Here is a 22,490-nt window from a genome sequence, read left to right on the forward strand (position 1 = left end):
CATGCCCACGCGGAGCGATGGGCACGATCAGTGTTGAGGCGGACTTGTGTATAACGCCGAGCGCAGAGCGCAGAGCGTAGGCACGATCAGTGTCGAGGCGGACTTATGTATAACGATTGATCGTTCCCATGCTCCGCGTGGGAATGCCTCTCAGGACGCTCTGCGTCCCGGCGGGCTATCAGAAGAACACTTTCACCAGCAGGCTCGCGGTGTTCTGGTCGGTGTCGAACGAGCCGGTGTCCTTGATGCCGTATTTGTTGGTCCAGTAGTCATACTCGATACCGACGTACAACTGCCGCTCCGGGTAGTTGAGTGCCTTGCCCAGGTCGTATTTGATCTGTGGGTTGAAGTGCAGGTTGGAGTGGTAAGTGCCGCGCGACGTCTCGTCATTATCGACCACCCAGTCCATGAAGCCGTCGATCAACACATCCGATTTGCCCACTGGAATGGTGTACGACCACACCGGCGTGATCTGCCATACGCCATCGCCCGGACGATTGCCTTCGGTGTGGCGCTGGTAGAAGTTGAGCTGGAAATAATCGAAGCCCGGGATCTTCAGGTCGAACGCAGGACCGATCAGGTAGGACTCGTTATCGCCTTCACCGAACTCGTAAGTGGCTGCCAGCAGCACATCGGTGATAGGTCCGAACTCGAACTTCTGTCCGAAGATCTTGCCCATCGACAGGCGCGGAGAGATCTCGCCGTAGTAGGTGTTATCGCCCGCGTTCGCATCTTTCTTGCCGTTGTAGAAGATCTTGTCGACGAATAGAAAGTTGTCGCCGTATTTCCAGCTGTCCGCATGTTCAAAGGTGAAGGTCTGTTGTATCTCAGGGTTGACGGTAAAGTCCCGTCCATTCAGATAGGTCAGGCTGTTGCTCTGCCACTGAAAGATATCCCCGGCCATGGCGGGTGCAGCGGCCAGCAGACTGCTGGCCAGTAACACGCTGGAAAGTGTGCGATTCATTCGGTGTATCCCTTGAGTAAGATCATGATCGAGCAGACCGGCGCTCTGAATGGCACCTTGTCCGGGGGTGTAATAATTTGTCTGTTTGGTCAACTTCCACTAGTTAGCAAGAGCTGCGCCAATCGCCGAAAAAAAGCCGACGTAATACGAAAACCGCCACATTAATGTCGGTTTTGGTCGTTTTCTGGAATTCCAGACGCTGGAATGCACAGCCTGCTGGCAGGGATGTGCAATCGACTTGGATAAAGCAGGCCATTATCGGTCTGTTTTGCAGCGGCGGCGGAGGATACTGGCTCGCGCCATCCCGCTCAAGTGCTCCAGCGCAGGGCGGCTGGAGCGAAAACGGGGCGGCCGTCGCGCAGAGGGCCGCCCGAGTGAATCAATCCAGCTTCGCACCCTGATCGATCCAGGCGCCGACCAGGTCGCGCTCCTGTTGGGTCATCTGCGTGATGTTGCCCAGCGGCATGATTGGTGAGCTGACGGCCTGGGCCTTGATTCGTTGCGCCTGCTGCTGAATCTGCTGCGGCGTATCGAACATCACCCCGGCAGGTGCGACGCTGAACAACTGGCTGGTGGGGCTGGCCGAGTGGCAGACAGTGCAGCGTTGCCGGATCACGTCGTGGACCTGACTGAAACCTGCACCCGCAACCTTGGCTGGTTCCGGCTGGGCAGGTGCTGCGACCGGTTCCGGCGGCTTCTCATCGGCGCGATGCCCACCCACGGCCGTTCCGGGCAACGGTTGGTAGACAATCTTCGTCGCCTGCGGCGGTTGCGCGGGGCCGGTGACGTACGCCAGGCAAAGCATGCCCAGCGCGGCCACCGGCAGTGTCCAGGCGAAGCGATGGCTGTCATGGCGGGTATTGAAATAATGGCGTACCAGCACCGCCAGCAGGGCGATGCCCGCCAGGATCAGCCAGTTGTATTCGCTGCCGTAAGTGCTCGGGAAGTGATTGCTGATCATGATGAACAGCACGGGCAGGGTGAAGTAATTATTGTGCCGTGAGCGCAGCAGCCCCTTGGCCGGCAGGCTCGGGTCCGGCGTGCGGTTTTCGGCGATGGCGGCGACCAGCGCACGTTGCGCCGGCATGATGATGCGGAATACGTTGCCGACCATGATGGTGCCCATGATCGCCCCGACATGCAGGTACGCGCCGCGGCCGCTGAACACCTTGCTGAACCCGTAGGCTGCCGCGACCAGCAGAATGAACAGGATCAGGCCCAGCAGGGCAGGGCGTTTGCCCAGCGCCGAGTCGCACAGAAAACTGTAGATGAACCAGCCGACGAACAACGAACCCAGCCCGATGTGCACGCCTTCCGCGCCCGACAGGCTGCTGCCCGGTGCCAGCAGGTACAACGTCGGGTTGGCATAAAACACCACGCACAACAGGGCCACGCCCGACAGCCAGGTCGAATAGGCTTCCCATTTGAACCAGTGCAGGTTCTCCGGCATGGTCGTCGGGGCGAGCTTGTATTTTTCCAGGTGATAGATGCCGCCACCATGGATGGCCCACAGATCACCCGAAAGCCCGTCGCGCGGGTTCTTGCGGTTGAGGTTGTTTTCCAGCCAGACGAAGTAGAACGATGCGCCGATCCAGGCAACGCCCACAATCATGTGAATCCAGCGTATGCCCAGATTCAGCCATTCCATCAAATGTGCAGCCACGGTGCTTACCTAAATACCTGTCACCACTTCACGGGTGCTCAGGCCCTTCCTGGGAGTCGGGATCGAGCACCAGCAACTGGTGCTCTGCAAAGTAATGCTCATCGCAGTTATTGCCGGTTCCACTGCGATCAACCACCAGGAAATCATCCCGCTTTTCGATCGTCAGCACCGGATGGTGCCAGACGCCGCGATGGTAATTGATACCCTGCCTGCCGTTGGAGACGAAGGCACGGGTCAGCTCTGATTCAGGTGCATCGCCAAGTGGCGCGACCACGATCAGAAAAGGGTTGCCGAGCAGCGGTATGAACGCCTGACTGCCCTGCGGATGACGCTCCAGCATGGTGATGGTCAACGGCATCGGCAGCGCCTCGGCGCGGAAGATGCTGATGATCGCCTTGTCGTCCGGCTGCGCGGTCTCAACCTCCGCCAGACGATGAAAGCGCATGGTCGAACCGTTGTTGATCATGAAGTGATCGCTGCCATCGGTCTCGATCACGTCACCGAACGGCGCGAAGGCTTCCTTGGTCAACGGCTCGATTATCAGTTTGCGCATGCGGGTTCTTCTGTTCTCAATGTGATGACCGTTTCCACGCTCTGCGTGATAACACCGCTTCATAATGTGACGCAGAGCGTCACCGCCTGAATGCACACGCCAGGTGCACACGTCTTGCTGCAACCGCCTCCCACGAGGTATGCATTCAGTCGGGCACTCTCTCAACGCTGAAGCTTACCGCGACACTTTGCCCAGCAACCGCAACCGGCTGACGCCGCCATCCGGGAACACGTTCAGGCGGATGTGGGTGATCGGTCCGATGGCTTTGACCTGCTCGGCAAACTCGTGCTCGGCGTGCATGGTCAGTTTCTGGCTGGGCAGCAGTTCGCGCCAGAACAGGCTCTGGGTTTCGATCTGGCTATCGGTTCCGCCTTTCACGAACGCACCCTGGATCGAGCAGCTGTCCGGGTAGTTGCCTTTGAAGTGCAGGGTGTCGACGATGACTTTCTCGACTTCGCCCGGATGCCCCAGCGCCACGATCACCCAGTCATTGCCCGGCGTGCGGCGGCGGGCGGTTTCCCAGCCGTCACCCATGTTCACGCCACGGCCCGGATTGAGAATGTTGCTCATGCTGCCGTAGTGCTCGTCCGAGCAGGCAATCGAACGACCGCCATTGAGCGCTGCCACCAGATCGATCTGCTCGCCATCACCCACTGTGGTCCAGTCGCGATGCGGCACGCCATGCACGCGCAGGCGTGCAACGCCGCCGTCCGGGTAGATGTTGAAGCGCAAGTGGCTGAACGGCTGGTCGTGGCTGATTTCGTGGTAGTGATGACTGTTGCCTTTCAGCTCCACTGACGGCAGCACTTCGGTCCATGCCGTGTTTTCGTCCGGCTCACCCGAGGCCAGAAAGCAGGCTTCCAGCGAGGCGGACGGCGGGAAGTTGCCGGTGAAGAACGAGGTATCGATGTCCACGCCCTTGATGGTGCCCGCCACGCCCAGGCGAATGACCGCGCTGTCGTAACCTTCGAAACGTTTGCGGCGCGATTCCCAGCCGTCCATCCACTTGCCGTTGTCGTCGAACACGCCTTCCTTCCAGACCGCAGGCGTCGGCTGGAAGAGGCGGTTGGCATCGGCGAACCAGTCGTCGGTCACGGACAGAACCTTCGTGCCCAGACGCGCGTCAGCCAGGTTCACGAACTTCTCGAACGGTGCGGCGTAAACTTTCATGCTTCTTGTCTGCCTTCTAAACGTTGGATGAGCGCGGCGCCTGAAGCGCCTGCAAACGGAACAGTGCGATTTTATTGATCTCGGCCAGGGCGCAAGCGAACTCGGCCTCCGGCGAGTGGTGGAGACGTTGTTCGAACGCCGCCAGTATCTTGTGCCTGTCGCTGCCCTTGACCGCCATGATGAACGGAAAGCCGAAGCGGGCCTTGTAAGCCTCATTCAACTCGGTGAAGCGCTGAAACTCTTCCGGCGTGCAGAGGTGGATGCCTGCGCCTGCCTGTTCATTGCTGCTGGCCTCGGTCAATTTGCCCTGAACGGCGGCCTTGCCGGCCAGGTCCGGGTGAGCGTTGATCAGTGCCAGTTGTTGCGCCTGCGTGGCGCCAAGCAGGATGTCGCTCATGCGCTTATGCAGGGTTTCAATCTGATCCAGCGCCGCCAGCGTCCCTTGGTCGTAAGCCTGCTGCGCGACCCAGGGGGAATGTTCGTAGATATCGCCGAAGGCGGCGATGAACGCGTCGCGGCCCATTGTCGACGGGGCAAAACCTGAAAAGTCGGTCATTGCGTCGCCTCTGCCTTGAACGGGTGCTCGGCGTGCCAGTGACGGGCGATGTCGACGCGGCGCGTGAGCCACACCTGCTCATGGCCTTTGACGTATTCGATGAACCGTTTGAGTGCGGCAAGGCGGGCAGGGCGGCCGATCAGGCGGCAGTGCAGACCGATGGAGAGCATTTTCGGTGCCTCTTCACCTTCGGCATACAGCACGTCGAACGCATCCTTGAGGTACTGGAAGAACTGTTCACCGTTGTTGAAACCCTGCACCTGGGTGAAGCGCATGTCGTTGGTGTCCAGCGTGTAAGGGATGACCAGATGCGGTTTGCCGGTCGGGTTGTTCGGTTCCCAGTAGGGCAGGTCGTCGTCGTAGGTGTCGCAGTCGTAGAGAAAGCCGCCTTCCTCCATCACCAGCCGCCGGGTGTTCGGGCCGGTGCGCCCGGTGTACCAGCCCAGTGGACGCTCGCCGCTGATTTCGGTGAGGAGACTGATCGCCTGGCGCATGTGTTCGCGCTCCTGAGCCTCGTCCATGTTCTGGTAATCGATCCAGCGATAGCCGTGGCTGCAGATCTCGTGGCCGTCGGCGACCATGGCGCGGATCACGTCCGGGTGACGCTGCGCGGCCATCGCCACGGCAAAGATCGTCAACGGGATATCGAATTGTTTGAACAGCTTGAGAATGCGCCACACGCCCGCGCGGCTGCCATATTCGTAGAGCGATTCCATGCTCATGTTGCGCTGGCCCTGCAGCGGTTGCGCAGCGACCATTTCGGAGAGAAACGCTTCGGATTCCTTGTCGCCATGCAGGATATTGCGCTCGCCGCCTTCCTCGTAGTTCAGCACGAACGACAGCGCGATACGCGCATTGCCCGGCCAGCGAGGGTGAGGGGGGTTGTTTCCATATCCGATCAGGTCGCGGGGGTAGTCGGCGCTCACTGCTGGCTTCCTTATTGGCGATAGGCGTGAAATCAGGTCGGGTGCGGGTAAAGGCAGGGCGCCCGCAGTGCAAGGATTGTATACAATTTATTTTTGAAATTGTAACCTCGCTCCCTGTCATCAACCGCGATGACTACGGTGCGAAAATCTGCAGGATCTCTACAAGCAAGAAACAAGCAAGAAACCTGCCTGACTGGTCAGCTTAATCAGAAAAACCTTATTGATTTCCTTCGCTTTACTGATTTCAAAGCAATTCGGCCGGATTGGCGCGTTCAAAGCTCTATGGTTTCGGGCCGAGCGTGTACAGGATTTTCGAAAAGTGTCTTAATCGCTGACACCAGCGCCCCGACGAGCACCTTGTTGGTGCGGTATCGTCGCAACGATCACTACAAGGAGCAGCGCCTTGGGAAAATTGACCACACACGTTCTGGATGCCGCGCATGGCTGTCCCGGTGCGTCCATCGTCATCGAGCTGTACCGCATTGAAGGTGAACAGATGCTCAAGGTTGCCAGCGCCGTCACCAATAGCGACGGTCGCTGCGACGCACCGTTGCTGCAGGACGATGAGTATCGATCCGGCGTTTACCAGCTGCATTTCCACGCGGGCGATTACTACCGGGCAAGAGGCGTGGTGCTCAACGAGCCGGCCTTTCTCGATGTGGTGGTGTTGCGCTTCGGCATTGACGCAGGTCAGGCCCACTTCCATGTGCCGCTGTTAATCTCGCCCTACAGCTACTCGACGTACCGGGGCAGCTGATACTCGCTTGCCCGTGCACACTACGGGCTTTTTTCTGCGCGCCGTTCAGGTCGCCAGACGTGAGCACGCCTTTCCGGTTTTGCCCTGTGTACAATGCGCGCGTTGCGACGCCGTCATCCATCCGCGCCCGAGTGCCCATGAACGATCAGTCCCTGCCTCTCAAGAAACCGACGCGACCTGCCAGGGCTGGAAACAGCCTGACTCAGGACGACATCGTCTACGCGCACATCTTCGACGCCATCCTTGAGCAGCGTCTGGCGCCGGGCACACGACTGAGCGAAGAGGCACTGGGCGAGATTTTCGGTGTGAGTCGCACCATCATCCGCCGCGCCTTGTCGCGTCTGGGTCATGAAGGCGTCGTGCTGCTGCGCCCCAATCGTGGTGCCGTGGTCGCCAGTCCCAGCGTCGAGGAAGCCCGTCAGGTGTTCTTCGCCCGGCGCATGGTGGAAAAGGCCATCACCGAGCTGGCTGTCGAGTACGCCACGGCCGCGCAGCTCGCGCAGTTGCGCCAGATGGTGAGCGATGAGCGCGACAGCTTTTCCCGTGGGGATCGAGGTGCGGGCATTCGTCTGTCCGGCGAGTTCCACCTGCAACTGGCCGTTGCGGCCCGAAATGCGCCGCTGATCAGCTTCCAGCGCAGCCTGGTTTCCCAGACGTCACTGATCATTGCCCAGTACGAAACCGGCAACCGCACGCACTGTTCCTACGACGAGCACAACCAGTTGATCGATGCGATCGAGGCGCGGGATGCGGCGCTGGCGGTCGAGTTGATGATGCACCACATGGACCACATCGACAGCAAACTCAACCTGGACGAAGACGCGAGTTCGGATGATCTGCAGGCCGTGTTCTCGCACCTGCTGGGCAAGAAGAAGCCCAAGGCCAGCTGAAGCGCAATCAATCTGCCTGTCGCTGCCTCAGGGCCTGTGCCTGACGATACATGTAAATGCTCAGGCCCAGCCCGCTCAGCGACGCGAGCGCGGCGAACAGGAAGATCGAAACAAAGCCGAAACCGGCGGCAATTGCCCCGGCCAGCGGCCCGGTGATGCCCAGCGACAGATCAATGAACAGCGAATAGGCACCCACCGCCGCGCCACGGCTGGACGCTGGCACCAGATTGACCGCCTCGACGCCCAGCGCCGGAAACACCAGCGAAAAGCCGAACCCCGTCAATGCTGCACCGGCCAGCGCCAGGCCAGGTGTGGGTGCCATCCACAGAAACAATAGGCCCAGCGTTTCGACCGACAGGCACGCAATCGCCACGCGAAAACCGCCCAGCCGATTGATCAGATTGCCGAACAGCAAACGTGCCGTGATAAAGCTGGCACCGAACAGGGTCAGGCACAGTGCGGCGTTTGGCCAGTGATTGCTGGCGTAGTACAGGGTAATGAAGGTCGCGATGGTGCCGAAGCCGATCCCGCCCAGTGCCAGGCCCATGCCATGGGGAAAGACGCGCCCCAGCACATGCATGAACGGCAGGCGTTCGCCGTGCACGATGGGTGCACCGGGTTTCTTCCAGGTCAACAGCAGCCCTGTCGCGCACAACAGCATGATGCTCACACCGACTGTCCACAGGCCCAGCTCTTTCACCATCCAGACGCCGAGTGGCGCACCGACAGCCAGCGCGCCATAACTGGCGATGCCGTTCCAGGAAATTACCTTGGCGGTGTTCTGTGCGCCGACCCGGCCGATGCCCCAGCCAATCGAGCCCGAACCCACCAGACTTTCCGCGCTGCCCAGAATCACCCGACCGATCAGCAGTACCACCAGACTCGCCATCGGCCACGCCTGCAGCCAGACGGGCACCAGCATGAACACACCACTCACGCCGCACCCGGCCAGGCCTATCTGCACGGCTTTCTTGCTGCCCAGGTTATCGATGATTCGGCTCGCCCAAGGGCGACTGATGACGGTGGCGAGGTACTGCACACTGATGACGAGACCGGCTATCACTGCGCCAAAACCCAGGTCGCTGTGGACATAACCGGGCAAAACCGCCAGCGGGATGCCGATGTTCAGGTAGCCAATGAAGGTGAACATGACGATGGAAACCACCGTCAGCGTGATAGCCATCGGGGTTTGCGGTGCAGCAGTGTTTGTCTCGGGCATGGAGAGAGGTTTCATTCTGATCATGAAGTGGACGTGTGGCGTTCAAACGGTGCAATTGAAAAGCGTGCGCGGAAAATCCTTAGCAAGCTCTCGATGTGATCATCATACGGCGCATCGGACGATGCTGGTAACAGATTGCAATAAATCTGTAGGGCAGGGGGGATGTGCTTCTAAATTGAAGGGCAGATCAGGCGCCGGAAGGTGCAACCAGATGCGTGGTCACCAGTGCAGCCAAGGCGTTTTCCTGGGTGCCGAAGCGGGCCAGCAGGGCTTGCTGCTTTTCCGGGCTCAGGCGCGACCAGATCTCGATCATTTTTTCAGCAGTGCCGATCAGTGCGCTGGCCTGTGTTTCGGTGAAATCGCTCATGGGTGTGTCCGTGTGCCTCTCGCTGGTTTTCCAGGCGTATTGAAAATCGGCAGAACCGTTTTTCGATACGCCTGAAAACAATCGCCTTCAGTCTTTGCTTCGGGCTTTTTGGCTTTCTTGAGCCGAGGGTGCAGCTTTCATTGCGGCAGGTTGACCAAGCTCCTGTTGAGCCAGAGTCGACTGCTTTGGTTCCTGTTGGCCTGGTGGGAAGTTAGGGATTTCATGCATCGTCATCGCTCCTCGCAAGGGGTTGCAGATAGAACCGTGCTTTAAAAAAGCATGCGCAGGATACCCCACTGAAAATGACAATCCCGATATTTTTTTCAACTGATTGACTGAGTGGCGAAACAAAAAAAGGATTTTACTGTCTTGGGCGAGTTGGCTGGCAATAGGCCTTTATGGGATGGCTCACTGCCGGTATTGGGGCCGCAACCAATAGGCTGCCGGTTCAACGCAGTGTCCCAGCGAACGACAAATTGTGGTCCGGTGTTTGAAGATCAGAAGCGAGAGGCGCCCTTTACCCTTTACCCTTTACACACCGCCGCAATCGCCTGCGCCAGCTGATCCAGACGGCTGGCATCGATACCGGCCATGTTGGCTCGTCCGTCATTGACCATGTACACGCTTTGCTCCTCACGCAGTCTGGTGACCTGTTCGCCGGTGATGCCGGTATAGGAAAACATTCCGCGCTGCTGTGCGATGTGAGCAAAACGCTCGCCCAGCCCCAGCGGCGTCAGAGCCTCGACCAGCCCGCTGCGCAGTTGCGCCACGCGCTGACGCATCTCTTCAACCTCGTCGGACCACAGGCTTTTAAGCTTGGGATCGCCCAGAATCTCGGCTACCACAGCAGCACCGTGATCGGGTGGGTTCGACCAGAGATTACGCGCGATGCTTGCCAGCTGGCTGCGCACATCCAGCAGCTTTTGCGTCTCGTCGGTGCAGACGATCAACGCGCCGGTGCGCTCGCGGTACAGGCCAAAGTTCTTCGAGCACGAACTGGTGATCAGCAGTTCCGGCAGTGCCTCGGCGAACAGACGAACCGCCCAGGCGTCTTCTTCAAGCCCGTCACCGAAGCCCTGATAAGCGAAGTCGATCAAGGGCAACAGCTCGCGGTTCTGAACGATCTTCAGCACTTCACGCCAGTCATCGTGAGACAGGTCAAAACCGGTCGGGTTGTGGCAGCAGGCATGCAGCAGTACCACATCGCCCTGCGGAACCTGACGCAGGGCGTCGAGCATGCCATCGACGTTCAGCCGGTTATCGCTACCCACGTACGGGTAATGATCCACCTTCAGGCCAACCTTGTTGAAGATCGTTTCATGCAGCGGCCACGTCGGGTCGCTCAGCCAGATACCCTTGCCGGGCAGGCACTGCGCGATGAAGTCTGCCGCCAGACGCAACGCGCCGGTACCGCCCGGTGTCTGGGTAGCGCCTGCACGCTTTGCCTTGATGAGCGGCGAATCGCCGCCCAGCACCAGTTCGCTGATCAGCGTGCCGAAGCGCGGATCACCGTGGCTGCCGATGTAGGTTTTGGTCATCTGCCGGTCGATCAGCCGCTGTTCTGCGGCTTTCACTGCGCGCGGCACCGGCGTCTGGCCTTGTGAATCCTTGTAGACACCCACGCCCAGGTCGAACTTGTCGGGGTTCGCATCATTGGCGTACGCCTCGATCAGACCCAGAATCGGATCGCCCGGTACACGCTGGATGTCCTTGAAATGCATTATTTGCGTCCCTCGGCGTCTTTGCCCACCTCGTCGGTGCGGGCAGCCATGATGAAGTCATTGCGGTGCAGCCCTTTGATCGAGTGGCTCCACCAGGTCACGGTCACTTTGCCCCATTCGGTCAGCAGGCCCGGATGATGACCTTCAGCTTCGGCGATTTCACCGACAGCGTTGGTAAAGGCCAGAGCAAATTTGAAATTCTTGAACAGGAAGACTTTTTCCAGCTGCATGACGCTGTCGCGCACTTCGATGTTCCAGTCCGGAATCTGCCTGAGCAGTTCCGGCAGCTCGGCTTCGCTGACTTGTGGCGCGTCGGCACGGCAGGCTTCGCAGTGGGCTTGGTTGAGTGTAGTCATGAACAGGATCCTTATGACGCGTGGCTGCCGATCAGGCGGTCAGGCCGCGTGGTTTTTAGGTTTGGGCGGAAATTTTGGCGCATGCAGACCCATCTGCATACCGCGTTCGACCAGCCCCATGATGTCTTCCTGCGCCAGATCGAACAGGCGCTTGAGGTCGGGCAGAACAAAGTACACCGGTTGCAGGATGTCGATGCGATAAGGCGTGCGCATCGCTTCGAGCGGGTCGAACGGCTGATGCTCGGGCTCCGATGACAGGCTGTACACCGCTTCCTTGGGTGAAGACAGGATGCCGCCACCGTAGATTTTGCGTCCCTGTGGCGTGTCCACCAGGCCGAACTCGATTGTCATCCAGTACAGGCGGGCCAGATATACCCGCTGTTCCTTGGTCGCGCTCAGGCCAAGCTTGCCGTAGGTGTGGGTGAATTCAGCGAACCAGGGATTGGTCAGCAGCGGGCAGTGACCGAAGATCTCGTGAAAGATGTCGGGTTCCTGCAGGTAGTCCAGTTCTTCTTCAGTGCGAATGAACGTCGCGACCGGGAAGCGCTTGCTGGCCAGCAGTTCGAAAAAGGTCTGGAACGGAATCAGTGCGGGCACGCGTTCGACCTGCCAGCCGGTAGTCGCTCCCAGCACCTTGTTGATTTCGCCCAGTTGCGGAATCCGGTCGTGGGGCAGGCCAAGCTGCTCGATGCCGTCCAGATATTCCTGACAGGCACGGCCTTCGATGACTTTCATCTGGCGAGTGATCAGCGTGTTCCATACCGCGTGTTCGGCGGCCGGGTAATCGATGAAACCCTCTGCGTCGGGCTCACGCGCTACGTAGTGCGTCTGGGCCATGCTGGTCTCCTGAAGAGCGCTGTTGTTGTTATGAGGCTGCTTCTGTGCGAAGCGCAATGACCCAGAAATAGCGCAAATCTTGCGCAAGGTCAGCGGGCTGCTTCGTGCGGCCTCGGTAATTTGCATGCTCAAGCGTAACGAAAACTTTACGAATGCTTTGTCGGTCAAGCGAGTCGTGGTCCTGAGAGCCCTTCATTGCGCTGGGCTGTCACGTATTCTTGACGGTAGACTTCGTGCTACGACAAAAAACACGCCCCGAGGAACGAGCATCCATGCGCATCAAGGTCCATTGTCAGAATCGCATCGGCATTCTTCGCGACATTCTCGACCTGCTGGTTGCCTACGGGGTCAACGTGGCCAGAGGCGAGGTGGGCGGTGAGCATGGCGACGCCATTTACCTGCACTGCCCGAACCTGATCAACATGCAGTTTCAGGCCTTGCGTCCCCGGTTCGAGGCGATTACCGGGGTATTCGGCGTCAAACGCGTCGGATTGATGCCCAGCGAACGACGCCACATGGAGCTGAATGCCTTGTTGGGCGCGCTGGAATTTCCGGTGCTGTCCATCGACATGGTCGGTGCCATTGTGGCCGCGAACCGGGCAGCGGCCCAGTTGCTGGGCGTGCGGGTCGATGAGGTGCCAGGCATTCCGCTGTCGCGCTATGCCGAGGATTTCGACCTGCCCGCGCTGGTGCGCGCCAACAAGTCGCGGATCAATGGATTGCGCATCAAGGTGCGCGGTGATGTGTTTCTGGCGGACATCGCGCCGTTGCAGTCGGAGCATGATGACAGCGAGGCGATGGCGGGCGCCGTGTTGACGCTGCACCGGGCGGACCGGGTAGGCGAGCGTATCTATCACGTGCGCAAGCAGGAACTGCGTGGCTTTGACAGTATCTTTCAGAGTTCTAAGGTCATGGCCGCGGTGGTACGTGAGGCGCGCCGCATGGCGCCGCTGGATGCGCCGCTGTTGATCGAAGGCGAGACCGGAACCGGCAAGGAGCTGCTGGCCCGCGCCTGTCATCTGTCGAGCCCACGCGGCCAGTCGCCGTTGATGGCGCTGAATTGCGCGGGACTGTCCGAATCCATGGCCGAGACCGAATTGTTCGGCTACGACCCCGGTGCGTTCGAAGGCGCGCGCGTGGAAGGGCGGCTGGGTCTGCTGGAACTGACGGCGGGCGGCACGCTGTTTCTCGATGGCGTCGGCGAACTGAGCGCCCGTATGCAGGCCAAGTTGCTGCGCTTCATTCAGGATGGCTGCTTTCGCCGTGTGGGCAGCGATGAAGACATGTACCTGGATGTGCGTGTGATGTGCTCGACGCAAGTCGATCTGTCCGAACTCTGCGCCCAGGGTGTTTTTCGGCAGGACCTTTACCACCGGCTCAACGTGCTGACCCTCCACATTCCGCCGCTGCGCGAATGCCTGGATGGCCTGACGCCTCTGGTCGAGCACTTTCTCGATCAGGCCAGTCGCCAGATTGGTTGCGCTTTGCCGGGAATTGCACCTGCCGCCATGAAACGACTCAGCCAGTATCATTGGCCCGGCAATGTGCGGCAGCTGGAGAATGTGTTGTTTCAGGCTGTTTCGTTGTGCGACGGCACCCAGGTGCAGGCCGAACATATCCGGCTGCCCGATTACGGCGTGCGGCAGACACTGACCGATGTTTCTCTGGATGGGGGACTTGAAGCCATTGTCGGGCGTTTCGAGAAGTCGGTGCTCGAGCAACTTTACGCGCACTATCCCAGCAGTCGGCAATTAGGTAAAAGACTGGGTGTTTCACATACAACCATTGCCAACAAGTTGCGTGAATATGAAGTGGGCAAACACAGTGAATAGCACGCTTGTTGTTTGAAAGCCGTGCGCCTGATGTAAGCGTTTCAGGAGGCGCCTCGCATCGTTATCTGCACAATAAGCTGCGAGGCGTCGCGCCAATCAAGCCAGTGTCAGCCGTTGCTGCAGCCGTTACCCATTACCTGATAACTCATGATGTGCTGCTTGCCCTGCGAATCTTCGTAGACCATGCGGGCCGGGACGACCTGGCAGACGTTGGGGATCTGGCTGGTGGAAATGACCCTGGCGATATCCAGGTGAGTGCCGTATTTATATTCCTCGACGCGTGCCTGTTGCGCGGCGACCTTGGTTTGCGATTCTTCGGCCATGGCCAATGTACTGAGACCGCAAAGTGCCAGAATCGCGAATGAAGCTTTCATTGCTGTTTACCTTCTTGAGTGCGAGCGAATGCGCCTGACGAATAATCGAATTCAGGAAGCATTACGATTGATTTGAACCGTGCCTGTGTGGGGGCTGTCGATGTTTGCCGTGTTGGCGGAAGTGATTCTAGGCTTCTCGCCGCTCGACATATATAAAGGCTTTTGATAAGCCTTTTTATCGAAACGGTAACAATCCTTTTATGGCGCATGCGGTCATGCCGTGTGTGCAGGCGCGGACAAAGCGGCCCCGGCCGGTAAGACCAACGTCGAATGGTCCTGTAAGGTAGGTCGGGATACAACGGACTCATAAAACAACAACTATCCACCGAGGTAACCAAGATGAGTGCAGCTTCCCTGTACCCCGTCCGCCCAGAAGTCGCAGCGAACACGCTGACGGATGAGGCAACCTACAAGGCCATGTACCAGCAGTCGGTGGTCAATCCCGATGGTTTCTGGCGTGAGCAGGCCAAGCGCCTCGACTGGATCAAACCCTTCACGAACGTCAAACAGACTTCCTTCGACGATCACCGCGTCGACATCAAATGGTTCGCGGACGGCACGCTGAACGTGGCCTACAACTGCCTGGACCGTCATCTGGAAGAGCGCGGCGACAGCATTGCGATCATCTGGGAAGGTGACGATCCTTCCGAACACCGTGAAATCACCTACCGCGAACTGCACGCCGAAGTCTGCAAGTTCGCCAACGCCCTGCGCGGTCAGGACGTGCACCGTGGTGACGTCGTGACTATCTATATGCCCATGATCCCCGAGGCTGTGGTCGCCATGCTGGCGTGCGCCCGGATCGGAGCGATCCACTCGGTGGTGTTCGGCGGCTTCTCACCGGAAGCGCTGGCCGGCCGCATCATCGATTGCAGTTCCAAGGTCGTCATCACTGCTGACGAAGGTCTGCGTGGCGGCAAGAAAACCCCGCTCAAGGCCAACGTCGACCGTGCGCTGACCAACCCTGAAACCAGCAGCGTGCAGAAAGTCATTGTCTGCAAGCGTACCGGCGGCGAGATCGAGTGGAACCGCCACCGCGACATCTGGTACCACGCGTTGCTGGAAGTGGCATCGAGCACTTGCGCGCCTAAGGAAATGGGCGCTGAAGAATCCCTGTTCATCCTTTACACCTCCGGTTCCACCGGCAAGCCCAAGGGCGTGCTGCACACCACCGCCGGTTATTTGCTCTACGCGGCACTGACTCACGAACGCGTGTTCGACTACAAGCCGGGCGAGATCTACTGGTGCACGGCGGACGTGGGATGGGTCACCGGCCACAGCTACATCGTCTACGGCCCGCTGGCCAACGGCGCGACCACGCTGCTGTTCGAAGGTGTGCCGAACTACCCGGACATCACCCGCGTGTCGAAAATCATCGACAAGCACAAGGTCAACATCCTCTACACCGCACCGACCGCCATTCGCGCCATGATGGCCGAGGGTACGCGTTCGGTTGAGGGCGCTGACGGTTCCAGCCTGCGTCTGCTGGGTTCGGTCGGCGAGCCGATCAACCCTGAGGCCTGGGGCTGGTACTACGACACTGTGGGCAAGAAAAACTGCCCGATCGTCGACACCTGGTGGCAGACCGAAACCGGCGGCATCCTGATCAGCCCGCTGCCGGGTGCGACCGCGCTAAAACCGGGTTCGGCAACACGTCCGTTCTTCGGCGTGATTCCGGCGCTGGTGGACAACCTGGGCAACCTGATCGAAGGCGCGGCCGAAGGCAATCTGGTGATTCTCGATTCCTGGCCGGGTCAGTCGCGTTCTCTGTATGGCGATCATGACCGCTTCGTCGACACCTACTTCAAGACGTTCCGTGGCATGTACTTCACCGGTGACGGGGCGCGTCGCGACGAAGACGGTTATTACTGGATCACCGGTCGCGTGGACGACGTGCTCAACGTTTCCGGCCACCGCATGGGGACTGCCGAGATCGAAAGCGCGATGGTCGCGCACCCGAAAGTCGCCGAAGCGGCGGTGGTCGGTGTGCCGCATGATCTGAAAGGGCAGGGCATCTACGTGTACGTCACGCTCAACGCCGGTGAAACGGCAGATGAAGCGCTGCGCATCGAACTGCGCAACTGGGTGCGCAAGGAGATCGGTCCGATTGCTTCGCCTGACTTCATCCAGTGGGCGCCGGGCCTGCCGAAAACCCGCTCGGGCAAGATCATGCGCCGCATCCTGCGCAAGATCGCGACCGGCGAGTACGACGCCTTGGGCGACATCTCCACCCTGGCCGATCCAGGTGTTGTCCAGCACTTGATCGAAACCCACAAGACCATGAGCGCTGCCTGATACCCCACTGATCATTCCCACGCTCCGGCGTGGGAATGCCTCTCGGGACGCTCTGCGTCCGCCACACCTGCGTCAACCGCACGATCATCACTGTCTGATGCCCCACTGATCGTTCCTCACGCTCCGCGCTCGGCGTTATACACAAGTCCTCCTGGAGGAATACGATGATGATCGTTCCTACGCTCTGCGTGGGAATGCCTCTCAGGACGCTCTGCGTCCCGGCTGCATGCGGTCGCTGAGCATCTGCACGATCAGCTTCTGATTTTCCAGCCGGGATATATCGACCTGTTACGCGTCTACCCGCTGTTTCTCCCGCCTGCTTCCTTGTGGGACACTCGTCCCGTTATTTGTAGGATTAAGCAGTGCCTGAAGACGATTCTCCAGGCCGATCACACGCTGGGCTTGCCGGATTAGAAGGCTTTGCCAATAATGGGCGCGCTTTTTGCTGTATTGATCGGTTGGATATGATCCGCTGGATCACCTGATTTCAGCTTCGTCAACAGGGTCAAGGTGCTTTTCAGGCGCTTCTGTAACTTGTTGTCGCATTGAAGAAATATCGACTTCGAGCCTGTCGTTAAAATGCCCCTCACTCGTCAGAGGCCGGTGAACCGAAACACGGTATCGGATGCCTGATGTCGCTCTCTCTGGATGGTCCTTTCGCATAATGGGCGCTGCCCACTCTGCCACTTGTCGTGCTTTACCGATGGAGTTCTGTAAATGAAAAAGCTCATGCTTATTGGCGCGCTGGCGTTGTCCGTGCTTGCCCAGCCGACATTCGCTGACGAAAAGCCGCTGAAAATCGGTATTGAAGCCGCGTACCCTCCGTTCGCCTCCAAGGCACCGGACGGCAGCATCGTCGGTTTCGACTACGACATCGGCAATGCGCTGTGTGAAGAAATGAAAGCCAAGTGCACGTGGGTCGAACAGGAATTCGACGGCCTGATCCCTGCGCTGAAAGTCCGCAAGATCGACGCGATCCTGTCTTCGATGTCCATCACCGAAGACCGCAAGAAGTCTGTGGACTTCACCGGCAAGTACTACAATTCCCCGGCCCGTCTGGTCATGAAGGAAGGCACCACGGTCAGCGACAACCTGGCTGAGCTCAAGGGCAAGAAGATCGGCGTGCAGCGTGGTTCGATCCACGAGCGTTTCGCCCGTGAAACGCTGGCGCCTCTGGGTGTCGAAGTAACGCCATACGGTTCGCAGAACGAAATCTACCTGGACATCGGCGCCGGCCGTCTGGACGGCACCGTGGCTGATGCCACCCTGCTGCAGGACGGTTTCCTGAAGACCGACGCTGGCAAGGGTTACGCATTCGTCGGCCCGTCGTTCACCGACCCGAAATACTTCGGTGACGGCATCGGCATCGCTGTGCGCAAGGGCGACAAGGCCAACCTTGACCGTCTCAACGCTGCCATCGCTGCAATCCGTGCCAATGGCAAGTACAAGGCAATCCAGGACAAGTACTTCGATTTCGACATTTACGGCAAATAAAACCGCCGCAAGGTACTGACCGAAATGGCGCAAACAGACTCGCTGGCTTGCGCCATTTTTTATTCCACGCTTGAGGACCGCACATGATGTTGAAAGGCTACGGGGCTGTGATCCTCGAAGGTGCCTGGCTGACGTTGCAGTTGGCGCTGTCATCGATGGCCCTGGCGATCGTTCTCGGTCTGATCGGCGTGGCGCTTCGTCTGTCGCCGGTGCGCTGGCTGGCCTGGTTGGGCGATCTGTACAGCACCGTGATTCGCGGTATCCCCGATCTGGTTTTGATTCTGCTGATCTTCTATGGCGGTCAGGACCTGCTCAATCGTGTCGCACCGATGCTGGGTTTTGAGGATTACATCGATCTCGACCCGTTCGCGGCCGGCATCTGCACCCTGGGCTTCATCTTTGGCGCCTACCTGTCCGAGACCTTCCGTGGCGCGTTCATGGCCATCCCCAAGGGGCAGGCCGAGGCGGGCATGGCGTATGGCATGAGCAGCGGCAAGGTGTTTTTCCGCATCCTGGTGCCGCAGATGATCCGTCTGGCGATTCCCGGTTTCACCAATAACTGGCTGGTCCTGACCAAGGCCACCGCGCTGATTTCCGTGGTCGGTCTGCAGGACATGATGTTCAAGGCCAAGCAGGCGGCGGATGCCACTCGCGAACCCTTCACTTTCTTTCTCGCGGTCGCGGCGATGTATCTGGTGATTACCAGTGTTTCGCTGCTGGCCCTGCGTTATCTGGAAAAACGCTACTCCGTGGGCGTCAGGGCGGCTGACCTATGATTTTCGACTACAACGTCATCTGGGAAAGCCTGCCGCTGTACTTCGGCGGCCTGTTGGTGACCCTCAAGCTGCTGGCGATTTCCCTGGGTTTCGGTCTGCTTGCAGCGCTGCCTCTGGGGTTGATGCGGGTCTCGAAAAACCCATGGGTGAACATGCCAGCCTGGTTGTACACCTACGTGATTCGCGGCACGCCGATGCTGGTGCAACTCTTCCTGATCTATTACGGACTGGCCCAGTTTGAAGCCGTGCGTGAAAGCGTGCTGTGGCCATGGCTGTCCAGCGCAACGTTTTGCGCCTGTCTGGCCTTCGCCGTGAATACCAGCGCCTACACCGCGGAAATCATCGCAGGCAGCCTCAAGGCAACGCCTGCCGGGGAAATCGAAGCGGCGCGGGCGATGGGCATGTCGCGCTCGAAAATGTACCGTCGCATCCTGCTGCCTTCGGCCCTGCGCCGGGCGCTGCCGCAGTACAGCAACGAAGTGATCATGATGCTGCAGACCACCAGTCTGGCGTCCATCGTGACCCTCATCGATATCACCGGCGCGGCCCGTACGGTCAACGCCCAGTTCTACCTGCCTTTCGAGGCGTACATCACCGCAGGCGTTTTCTATCTGTGCCTGACATTCATTCTGGTGCGACTGTTCAAGATGGCCGAACGTCGCTGGCTGGGCTACATGGCCCCACGGAAGGTCTGAAATGCAAAGAGTCGATCATGTATTGCCGTGGAGCACCCTCGGCACCCAGCGCCAGTTGAGCGTCTTCAGTTTCGGTTCCGGCGAGCGCAAGGCCTATATTCAGGCCAGCCTGCACGCCGATGAACTGCCGGGCATGCGCACTGCGTGGGAGTTGAAGAAACGCCTTACCGAGCTTGAGCAGCAGGGCGCGCTGAAAGGCATCATCGAACTGGTGCCGGTCGCCAACCCGCTGGGCCTCGGTCAACTGCTGCAAGGCGCGCATCAAGGGCGTTTCGAGTTCGGCAGCGGCAAGAACTTCAATCGCGACTTCACTGAATTGAGCGAACCGGTTGCCGAGTTGCTGGAAGGGCAATTGGGCGACGATCCGCGCGCCAATACTCAGTTGATTCGTCAGGCCATGAGCGCAGTGCTCGAGCGTCTGCCTGCGCCGCAATGCGAGCTGCAGGGCATGCAGCGGATTCTGCTCAAGCACGCCTGCGTCGCCGACGTGGTGCTCGATCTGCACTGCGACGCCGATGCCGCGCTGCACATGTACGCGCTGCCCCAGCACTGGCCGCAGTGGCGTTCGTTGTCGGCGCACCTGAACGTCAAGGTCGGGTTGCTGGCCGAGGACTCGGGCGGCAGCTCATTCGATGAAGCCTGTTCGTTGCCATGGCTGCGACTGTCGCGAATCTTCCCGCAGGCGCAGATCCCGCTGGCCTGTCTGGCGACCACCATCGAGTTGGGCGGTCAGGCCGACACCGGCAGGCCCGAAGCCGAAGCCCATGCCGAAGGTATTCTGGCGTTTCTGGCCGAGCAGGGTTTTATCAGTGGCGACTGGCCTCAGCCCGCACACGACGCCTGCGAAGGCATGCCGTTCGAAGGCACTGAATTGCTCTACGCGCCGCATCCCGGTGTGGTTACGTTCCTGCGCGCCCCTGGTGAGTGGGTCGAGCCCGGCGAGCCGCTGTTCGAAGTTATCGATCCGCTGTCCGATCAGGTCAGCACCCTTTGCGCGAATACTGCCGGTGTGCTGTTTGCCATCGAGCGGCTTCGCTACGCTCAACCCGGTTTCTGGCTGGCCAAAGTGGCGGGGCGCACGGCGCTGCGCCAGGGACGCCTGCTCAGTGATTGATCGTTCCGTGAGAAACCAAAGCATGAACAAACTGGAAGTCCAGGGCCTGCACAAGCGGTATGGCAGCCATGAAGTGATCAAGGGCGTTTCCCTGACGGCCAGCGCTGGCGATGTGATCAGCATCATCGGCTCCAGCGGCTCGGGCAAAAGCACGTTTCTGCGTTGCATCAACCTGCTCGAACAGCCTCATGCGGGCAAGATTCTGCTCAACGGTGAAGAGCTGAAGCTGGTCCCGAACAAGGACGGCGGACTGAAGGCTGCTGACGGCAAGCAGTTGCAGCGCATGCGCTCGCGCCTGTCCATGGTGTTCCAGCATTTCAATCTGTGGTCGCACATGACTGCGCTGCAGAACATCATCGAGGCGCCGGTGCATGTGCTGGGCGTTCCGAAGAAGGAAGCGCTGGAAAAGGCCGAGTATTACCTGGCCAAGGTTGGCGTCGGGCACCGCAAGGATGCCTATCCGGGGCACATGTCCGGTGGCGAGCAGCAGCGCGTGGCGATTGCCCGCGCGCTGGCGATGGAGCCTGAGGTGATGCTGTTCGATGAGCCGACGTCGGCACTCGATCCTGAGCTGGTCGGCGATGTGCTCAAGGTCATGCAGGGTCTGGCGCAGGAAGGCCGGACCATGGTGGTGGTGACCCACGAAATGGGCTTTGCCCGTGAAGTCTCCAACCAGTTGGTCTTTCTGCATCAGGGCGTGGTGCTGGAACGTGGCGACCCGCGTGAAGTGCTGGCCAATCCGCAGACCGAGCGCCTGCAGCAGTTTCTGTCCGGCAGCTTGAAGTGATGAGTGGCACCGCTTCGGCGGTGCCTTTTTGCAACAGAACAGGGCATGCTGCGCGACACGCGACATGACCTGGAGATTCCAGATCGAGCCTGTTCATGGGCTTGGCTTTTGCGGCGATACGTATCGGATGTCCCAATGACTGCCCATCGAATAGGTTTCCTTGTCTGGCCTGGCACCAAAGCCCTGACCCTGGCGCTTGCCGAGGAAGCCTTGCGCATGGCCCAGCGCGTGCACCCTGAAGTGGTCTACGAACTGTCGTTTCTGCAGGCCGAACCTGCCGATCCCGCCGCTACCGGCGGCTGGCAATTGCCGGGCGAGCCTTGGGCCGGGCGTCTGGACGGGCTGGACAAGCTGTTTCTGCTGGCGGACGAGCCACCTGCTCCTGTGGCATCGGTGCTCGGCAGTGCCCTCAAGCAACTGGTGCGTGCCGGCTGTTCGATTGGCGGTCTGTCGGCGGGCGTTTACCCGTTGGCGCAACTCGGGTTGCTCGACGGCTATCGCGCCGCTGTGCACTGGCGCTGGCAGGACGATTTCAGCGAGCGCTTCCCGAAAGTCATCGCCACCAGCCACTTGTTCGACTGGGACCGCGACCGCCTGACGGCCTGCGGCGGCATGTCGGTGCTCGATCTCTTGCTGGCAGTGCTGTCCCGGGATCATGGCGCTGAACTGGCGGGTGCGGTTTCCGAAGAACTGGTGGTGGAGCGCATTCGCGAGGGCGGTGAGCGTCAGCGCATCCCGTTGCAGAACCGGCTGGGTTCCAGCCATCCGAAGCTCACCCAGGCGGTGCTGCTGATGGAAGCCAACATCGAAGAGCCGCTGACCACCGATGAGATTGCCCAGCATGTCTGCGTATCGCGTCGTCAGCTGGAGCGCATCTTCAAGCAGTACCTCAATCGCGTCCCCAGCCAGTACTACCTGGAACTGCGCCTGAACAAGGCGCGCCAGATGCTGATGCAGACCAGCAAATCGATCATCCAGATCGGCCTGTCCTGCGGTTTCTCCTCCGGGCCGCACTTCTCCAGCGCTTACCGCAACTTCTTCGGCGCCACGCCCCGTGAAGACCGCAACCAGCGACGCAGCAGCAGCCCGTTCGAGCTGTCGCCGGTGCCGGCCGAGCGCGGCTGAAACACCTCTGTCACGGCGG

General features: G+C 59.7%; 22 protein-coding genes. 10 read left to right on the top strand and 12 right to left on the bottom strand.

Features of this window, described 5'->3' with window-relative positions:
* Nucleotides 1-178: 178 nt before the first annotated feature.
* From QRN20_RS08845 to puuE, 6 genes are all read right to left on the bottom strand, one after another.
* Entirely contained in the window at nucleotides 179-964 is a 786-nt protein-coding gene (locus QRN20_RS08845; protein ID WP_004888121.1) for an outer membrane protein OmpK, read from the bottom strand.
* Nucleotides 965-1,343: 379 nt separating this feature from the next.
* Nucleotides 1,344-2,627 (bottom strand): urate hydroxylase PuuD, encoded by a 1,284-nt coding sequence (locus QRN20_RS08850; RefSeq protein WP_285360191.1) that lies wholly within the window; start codon nucleotides 2,625-2,627, stop codon nucleotides 1,344-1,346.
* A gap of 28 nt (nucleotides 2,628-2,655) precedes the next feature.
* Nucleotides 2,656-3,180, bottom strand: a complete 525-nt coding sequence (locus QRN20_RS08855; RefSeq protein ID WP_004888117.1) for an ureidoglycolate lyase — start codon at nucleotides 3,178-3,180, stop codon at nucleotides 2,656-2,658.
* 174 nt (nucleotides 3,181-3,354) lie between these two features.
* On the bottom strand, nucleotides 3,355-4,350 hold the full coding sequence (gene alc / locus QRN20_RS08860) for an allantoicase (RefSeq protein WP_004888116.1): 996 nt from the start codon (nucleotides 4,348-4,350) through the stop codon (nucleotides 3,355-3,357).
* A 16-nt stretch (nucleotides 4,351-4,366) separates the two neighbouring features.
* Nucleotides 4,367-4,906, bottom strand: coding sequence for a 2-oxo-4-hydroxy-4-carboxy-5-ureidoimidazoline decarboxylase (uraD, locus tag QRN20_RS08865; RefSeq protein ID WP_122569638.1), 540 nt, complete (start codon nucleotides 4,904-4,906; stop codon nucleotides 4,367-4,369).
* Nucleotides 4,903-5,832, bottom strand: coding sequence for an allantoinase PuuE (puuE, locus tag QRN20_RS08870; RefSeq protein ID WP_058432804.1), 930 nt, complete (start codon nucleotides 5,830-5,832; stop codon nucleotides 4,903-4,905). The genes uraD and puuE overlap by 4 nt, the downstream gene beginning before the upstream one ends.
* 403 nt (nucleotides 5,833-6,235) lie before the next feature.
* Here puuE and uraH point away from each other — a divergent pair, with 403 nt between their 5' ends.
* Entirely contained in the window at nucleotides 6,236-6,589 is a 354-nt protein-coding gene (gene uraH / locus QRN20_RS08875; protein WP_122409085.1) for a hydroxyisourate hydrolase, read from the top strand.
* 137 nt (nucleotides 6,590-6,726) lie between these two features.
* Entirely contained in the window at nucleotides 6,727-7,479 is a 753-nt protein-coding gene (locus QRN20_RS08880) for a GntR family transcriptional regulator (RefSeq protein ID WP_122569640.1), read from the top strand.
* A 7-nt stretch (nucleotides 7,480-7,486) separates the two neighbouring features.
* Here the strand turns inward: QRN20_RS08880 and QRN20_RS08885 are convergent, their stop codons facing one another.
* From QRN20_RS08885 to phhA, 5 genes are all read right to left on the bottom strand, one after another.
* Nucleotides 7,487-8,698: an MFS transporter gene (locus tag QRN20_RS08885; RefSeq protein WP_122440062.1), complete on the bottom strand. Its 1,212-nt coding sequence runs from the start codon at nucleotides 8,696-8,698 to the stop codon at nucleotides 7,487-7,489.
* Nucleotides 8,699-8,885: 187 nt separating this feature from the next.
* Nucleotides 8,886-9,065, bottom strand: coding sequence for a hypothetical protein (locus tag QRN20_RS08890; RefSeq protein WP_025994304.1), 180 nt, complete (start codon nucleotides 9,063-9,065; stop codon nucleotides 8,886-8,888).
* 524 nt (nucleotides 9,066-9,589) lie between these two features.
* Complete coding sequence (locus QRN20_RS08895; protein WP_122413049.1) at nucleotides 9,590-10,786, bottom strand: amino acid aminotransferase; 1,197 nt, start codon at nucleotides 10,784-10,786, stop codon at nucleotides 9,590-9,592.
* The gene (locus tag QRN20_RS08900; protein WP_122413050.1) at nucleotides 10,786-11,142 is read right to left on the bottom strand and encodes a 4a-hydroxytetrahydrobiopterin dehydratase; all 357 of its coding nucleotides are present in this window, start codon (nucleotides 11,140-11,142) and stop codon (nucleotides 10,786-10,788) included. Before QRN20_RS08900 ends, QRN20_RS08895 begins: the two co-directional genes overlap by 1 nt.
* Nucleotides 11,143-11,181: 39 nt before the next feature.
* A complete protein-coding gene (phhA, locus tag QRN20_RS08905; RefSeq protein WP_029244300.1) occupies nucleotides 11,182-11,979 on the bottom strand; it encodes a phenylalanine 4-monooxygenase in 798 nt (265 codons plus the stop codon).
* A gap of 272 nt (nucleotides 11,980-12,251) precedes the next feature.
* Between phhA and QRN20_RS08910 the strand changes: the two genes are divergently transcribed.
* Nucleotides 12,252-13,811 carry a sigma-54-dependent transcriptional regulator gene (locus tag QRN20_RS08910; protein WP_122509812.1) on the top strand — a complete coding sequence of 520 codons (1,560 nt, stop codon included), beginning with the start codon at nucleotides 12,252-12,254 and terminating at the stop codon, nucleotides 13,809-13,811.
* A gap of 107 nt (nucleotides 13,812-13,918) precedes the next feature.
* On the opposite strand, the gene QRN20_RS08915 is transcribed toward QRN20_RS08910, so the two are convergent.
* The gene (locus QRN20_RS08915) at nucleotides 13,919-14,185 is read right to left on the bottom strand and encodes a DUF2790 domain-containing protein (RefSeq protein WP_004888097.1); all 267 of its coding nucleotides are present in this window, start codon (nucleotides 14,183-14,185) and stop codon (nucleotides 13,919-13,921) included.
* Nucleotides 14,186-14,524: 339 nt separating this feature from the next.
* Here QRN20_RS08915 and acs point away from each other — a divergent pair, with 339 nt between their 5' ends.
* From acs to argR, 7 genes are all read left to right on the top strand, one after another.
* On the top strand, nucleotides 14,525-16,480 hold the full coding sequence (acs, locus tag QRN20_RS08920; RefSeq protein WP_004888094.1) for an acetate--CoA ligase: 1,956 nt from the start codon (nucleotides 14,525-14,527) through the stop codon (nucleotides 16,478-16,480).
* Between the two features lie 717 nt (nucleotides 16,481-17,197).
* The gene (aotJ, locus tag QRN20_RS08925; protein ID WP_004886149.1) at nucleotides 17,198-17,974 is read left to right on the top strand and encodes an L-arginine-binding protein AotJ; all 777 of its coding nucleotides are present in this window, start codon (nucleotides 17,198-17,200) and stop codon (nucleotides 17,972-17,974) included.
* Nucleotides 17,975-18,060: 86 nt separating this feature from the next.
* Nucleotides 18,061-18,750, top strand: a complete 690-nt coding sequence (locus QRN20_RS08930; protein WP_004886147.1) for an ABC transporter permease — start codon at nucleotides 18,061-18,063, stop codon at nucleotides 18,748-18,750.
* Nucleotides 18,747-19,445: an ABC transporter permease gene (locus tag QRN20_RS08935; RefSeq protein WP_004886146.1), complete on the top strand. Its 699-nt coding sequence runs from the start codon at nucleotides 18,747-18,749 to the stop codon at nucleotides 19,443-19,445. The genes QRN20_RS08930 and QRN20_RS08935 overlap by 4 nt, the downstream gene beginning before the upstream one ends.
* Nucleotide 19,446: 1 nt before the next feature.
* Nucleotides 19,447-20,559, top strand: coding sequence for a M14 family metallopeptidase (locus tag QRN20_RS08940; RefSeq protein ID WP_088235619.1), 1,113 nt, complete (start codon nucleotides 19,447-19,449; stop codon nucleotides 20,557-20,559).
* A 22-nt stretch (nucleotides 20,560-20,581) separates the two neighbouring features.
* Complete coding sequence (locus QRN20_RS08945; RefSeq protein ID WP_122606434.1) at nucleotides 20,582-21,346, top strand: ABC transporter ATP-binding protein; 765 nt, start codon at nucleotides 20,582-20,584, stop codon at nucleotides 21,344-21,346.
* A 135-nt stretch (nucleotides 21,347-21,481) separates the two neighbouring features.
* Nucleotides 21,482-22,471 carry a transcriptional regulator ArgR gene (argR, locus tag QRN20_RS08950; RefSeq protein ID WP_025994313.1) on the top strand — a complete coding sequence of 330 codons (990 nt, stop codon included), beginning with the start codon at nucleotides 21,482-21,484 and terminating at the stop codon, nucleotides 22,469-22,471.
* Nucleotides 22,472-22,490: the final 19 nt, after the last annotated feature.

The organism is Pseudomonas sp. fls2-241-TYG-175, from assembly GCF_030209155.1.
Classification (GTDB): domain Bacteria; phylum Pseudomonadota; class Gammaproteobacteria; order Pseudomonadales; family Pseudomonadaceae; genus Aquipseudomonas; species Aquipseudomonas viridiflava.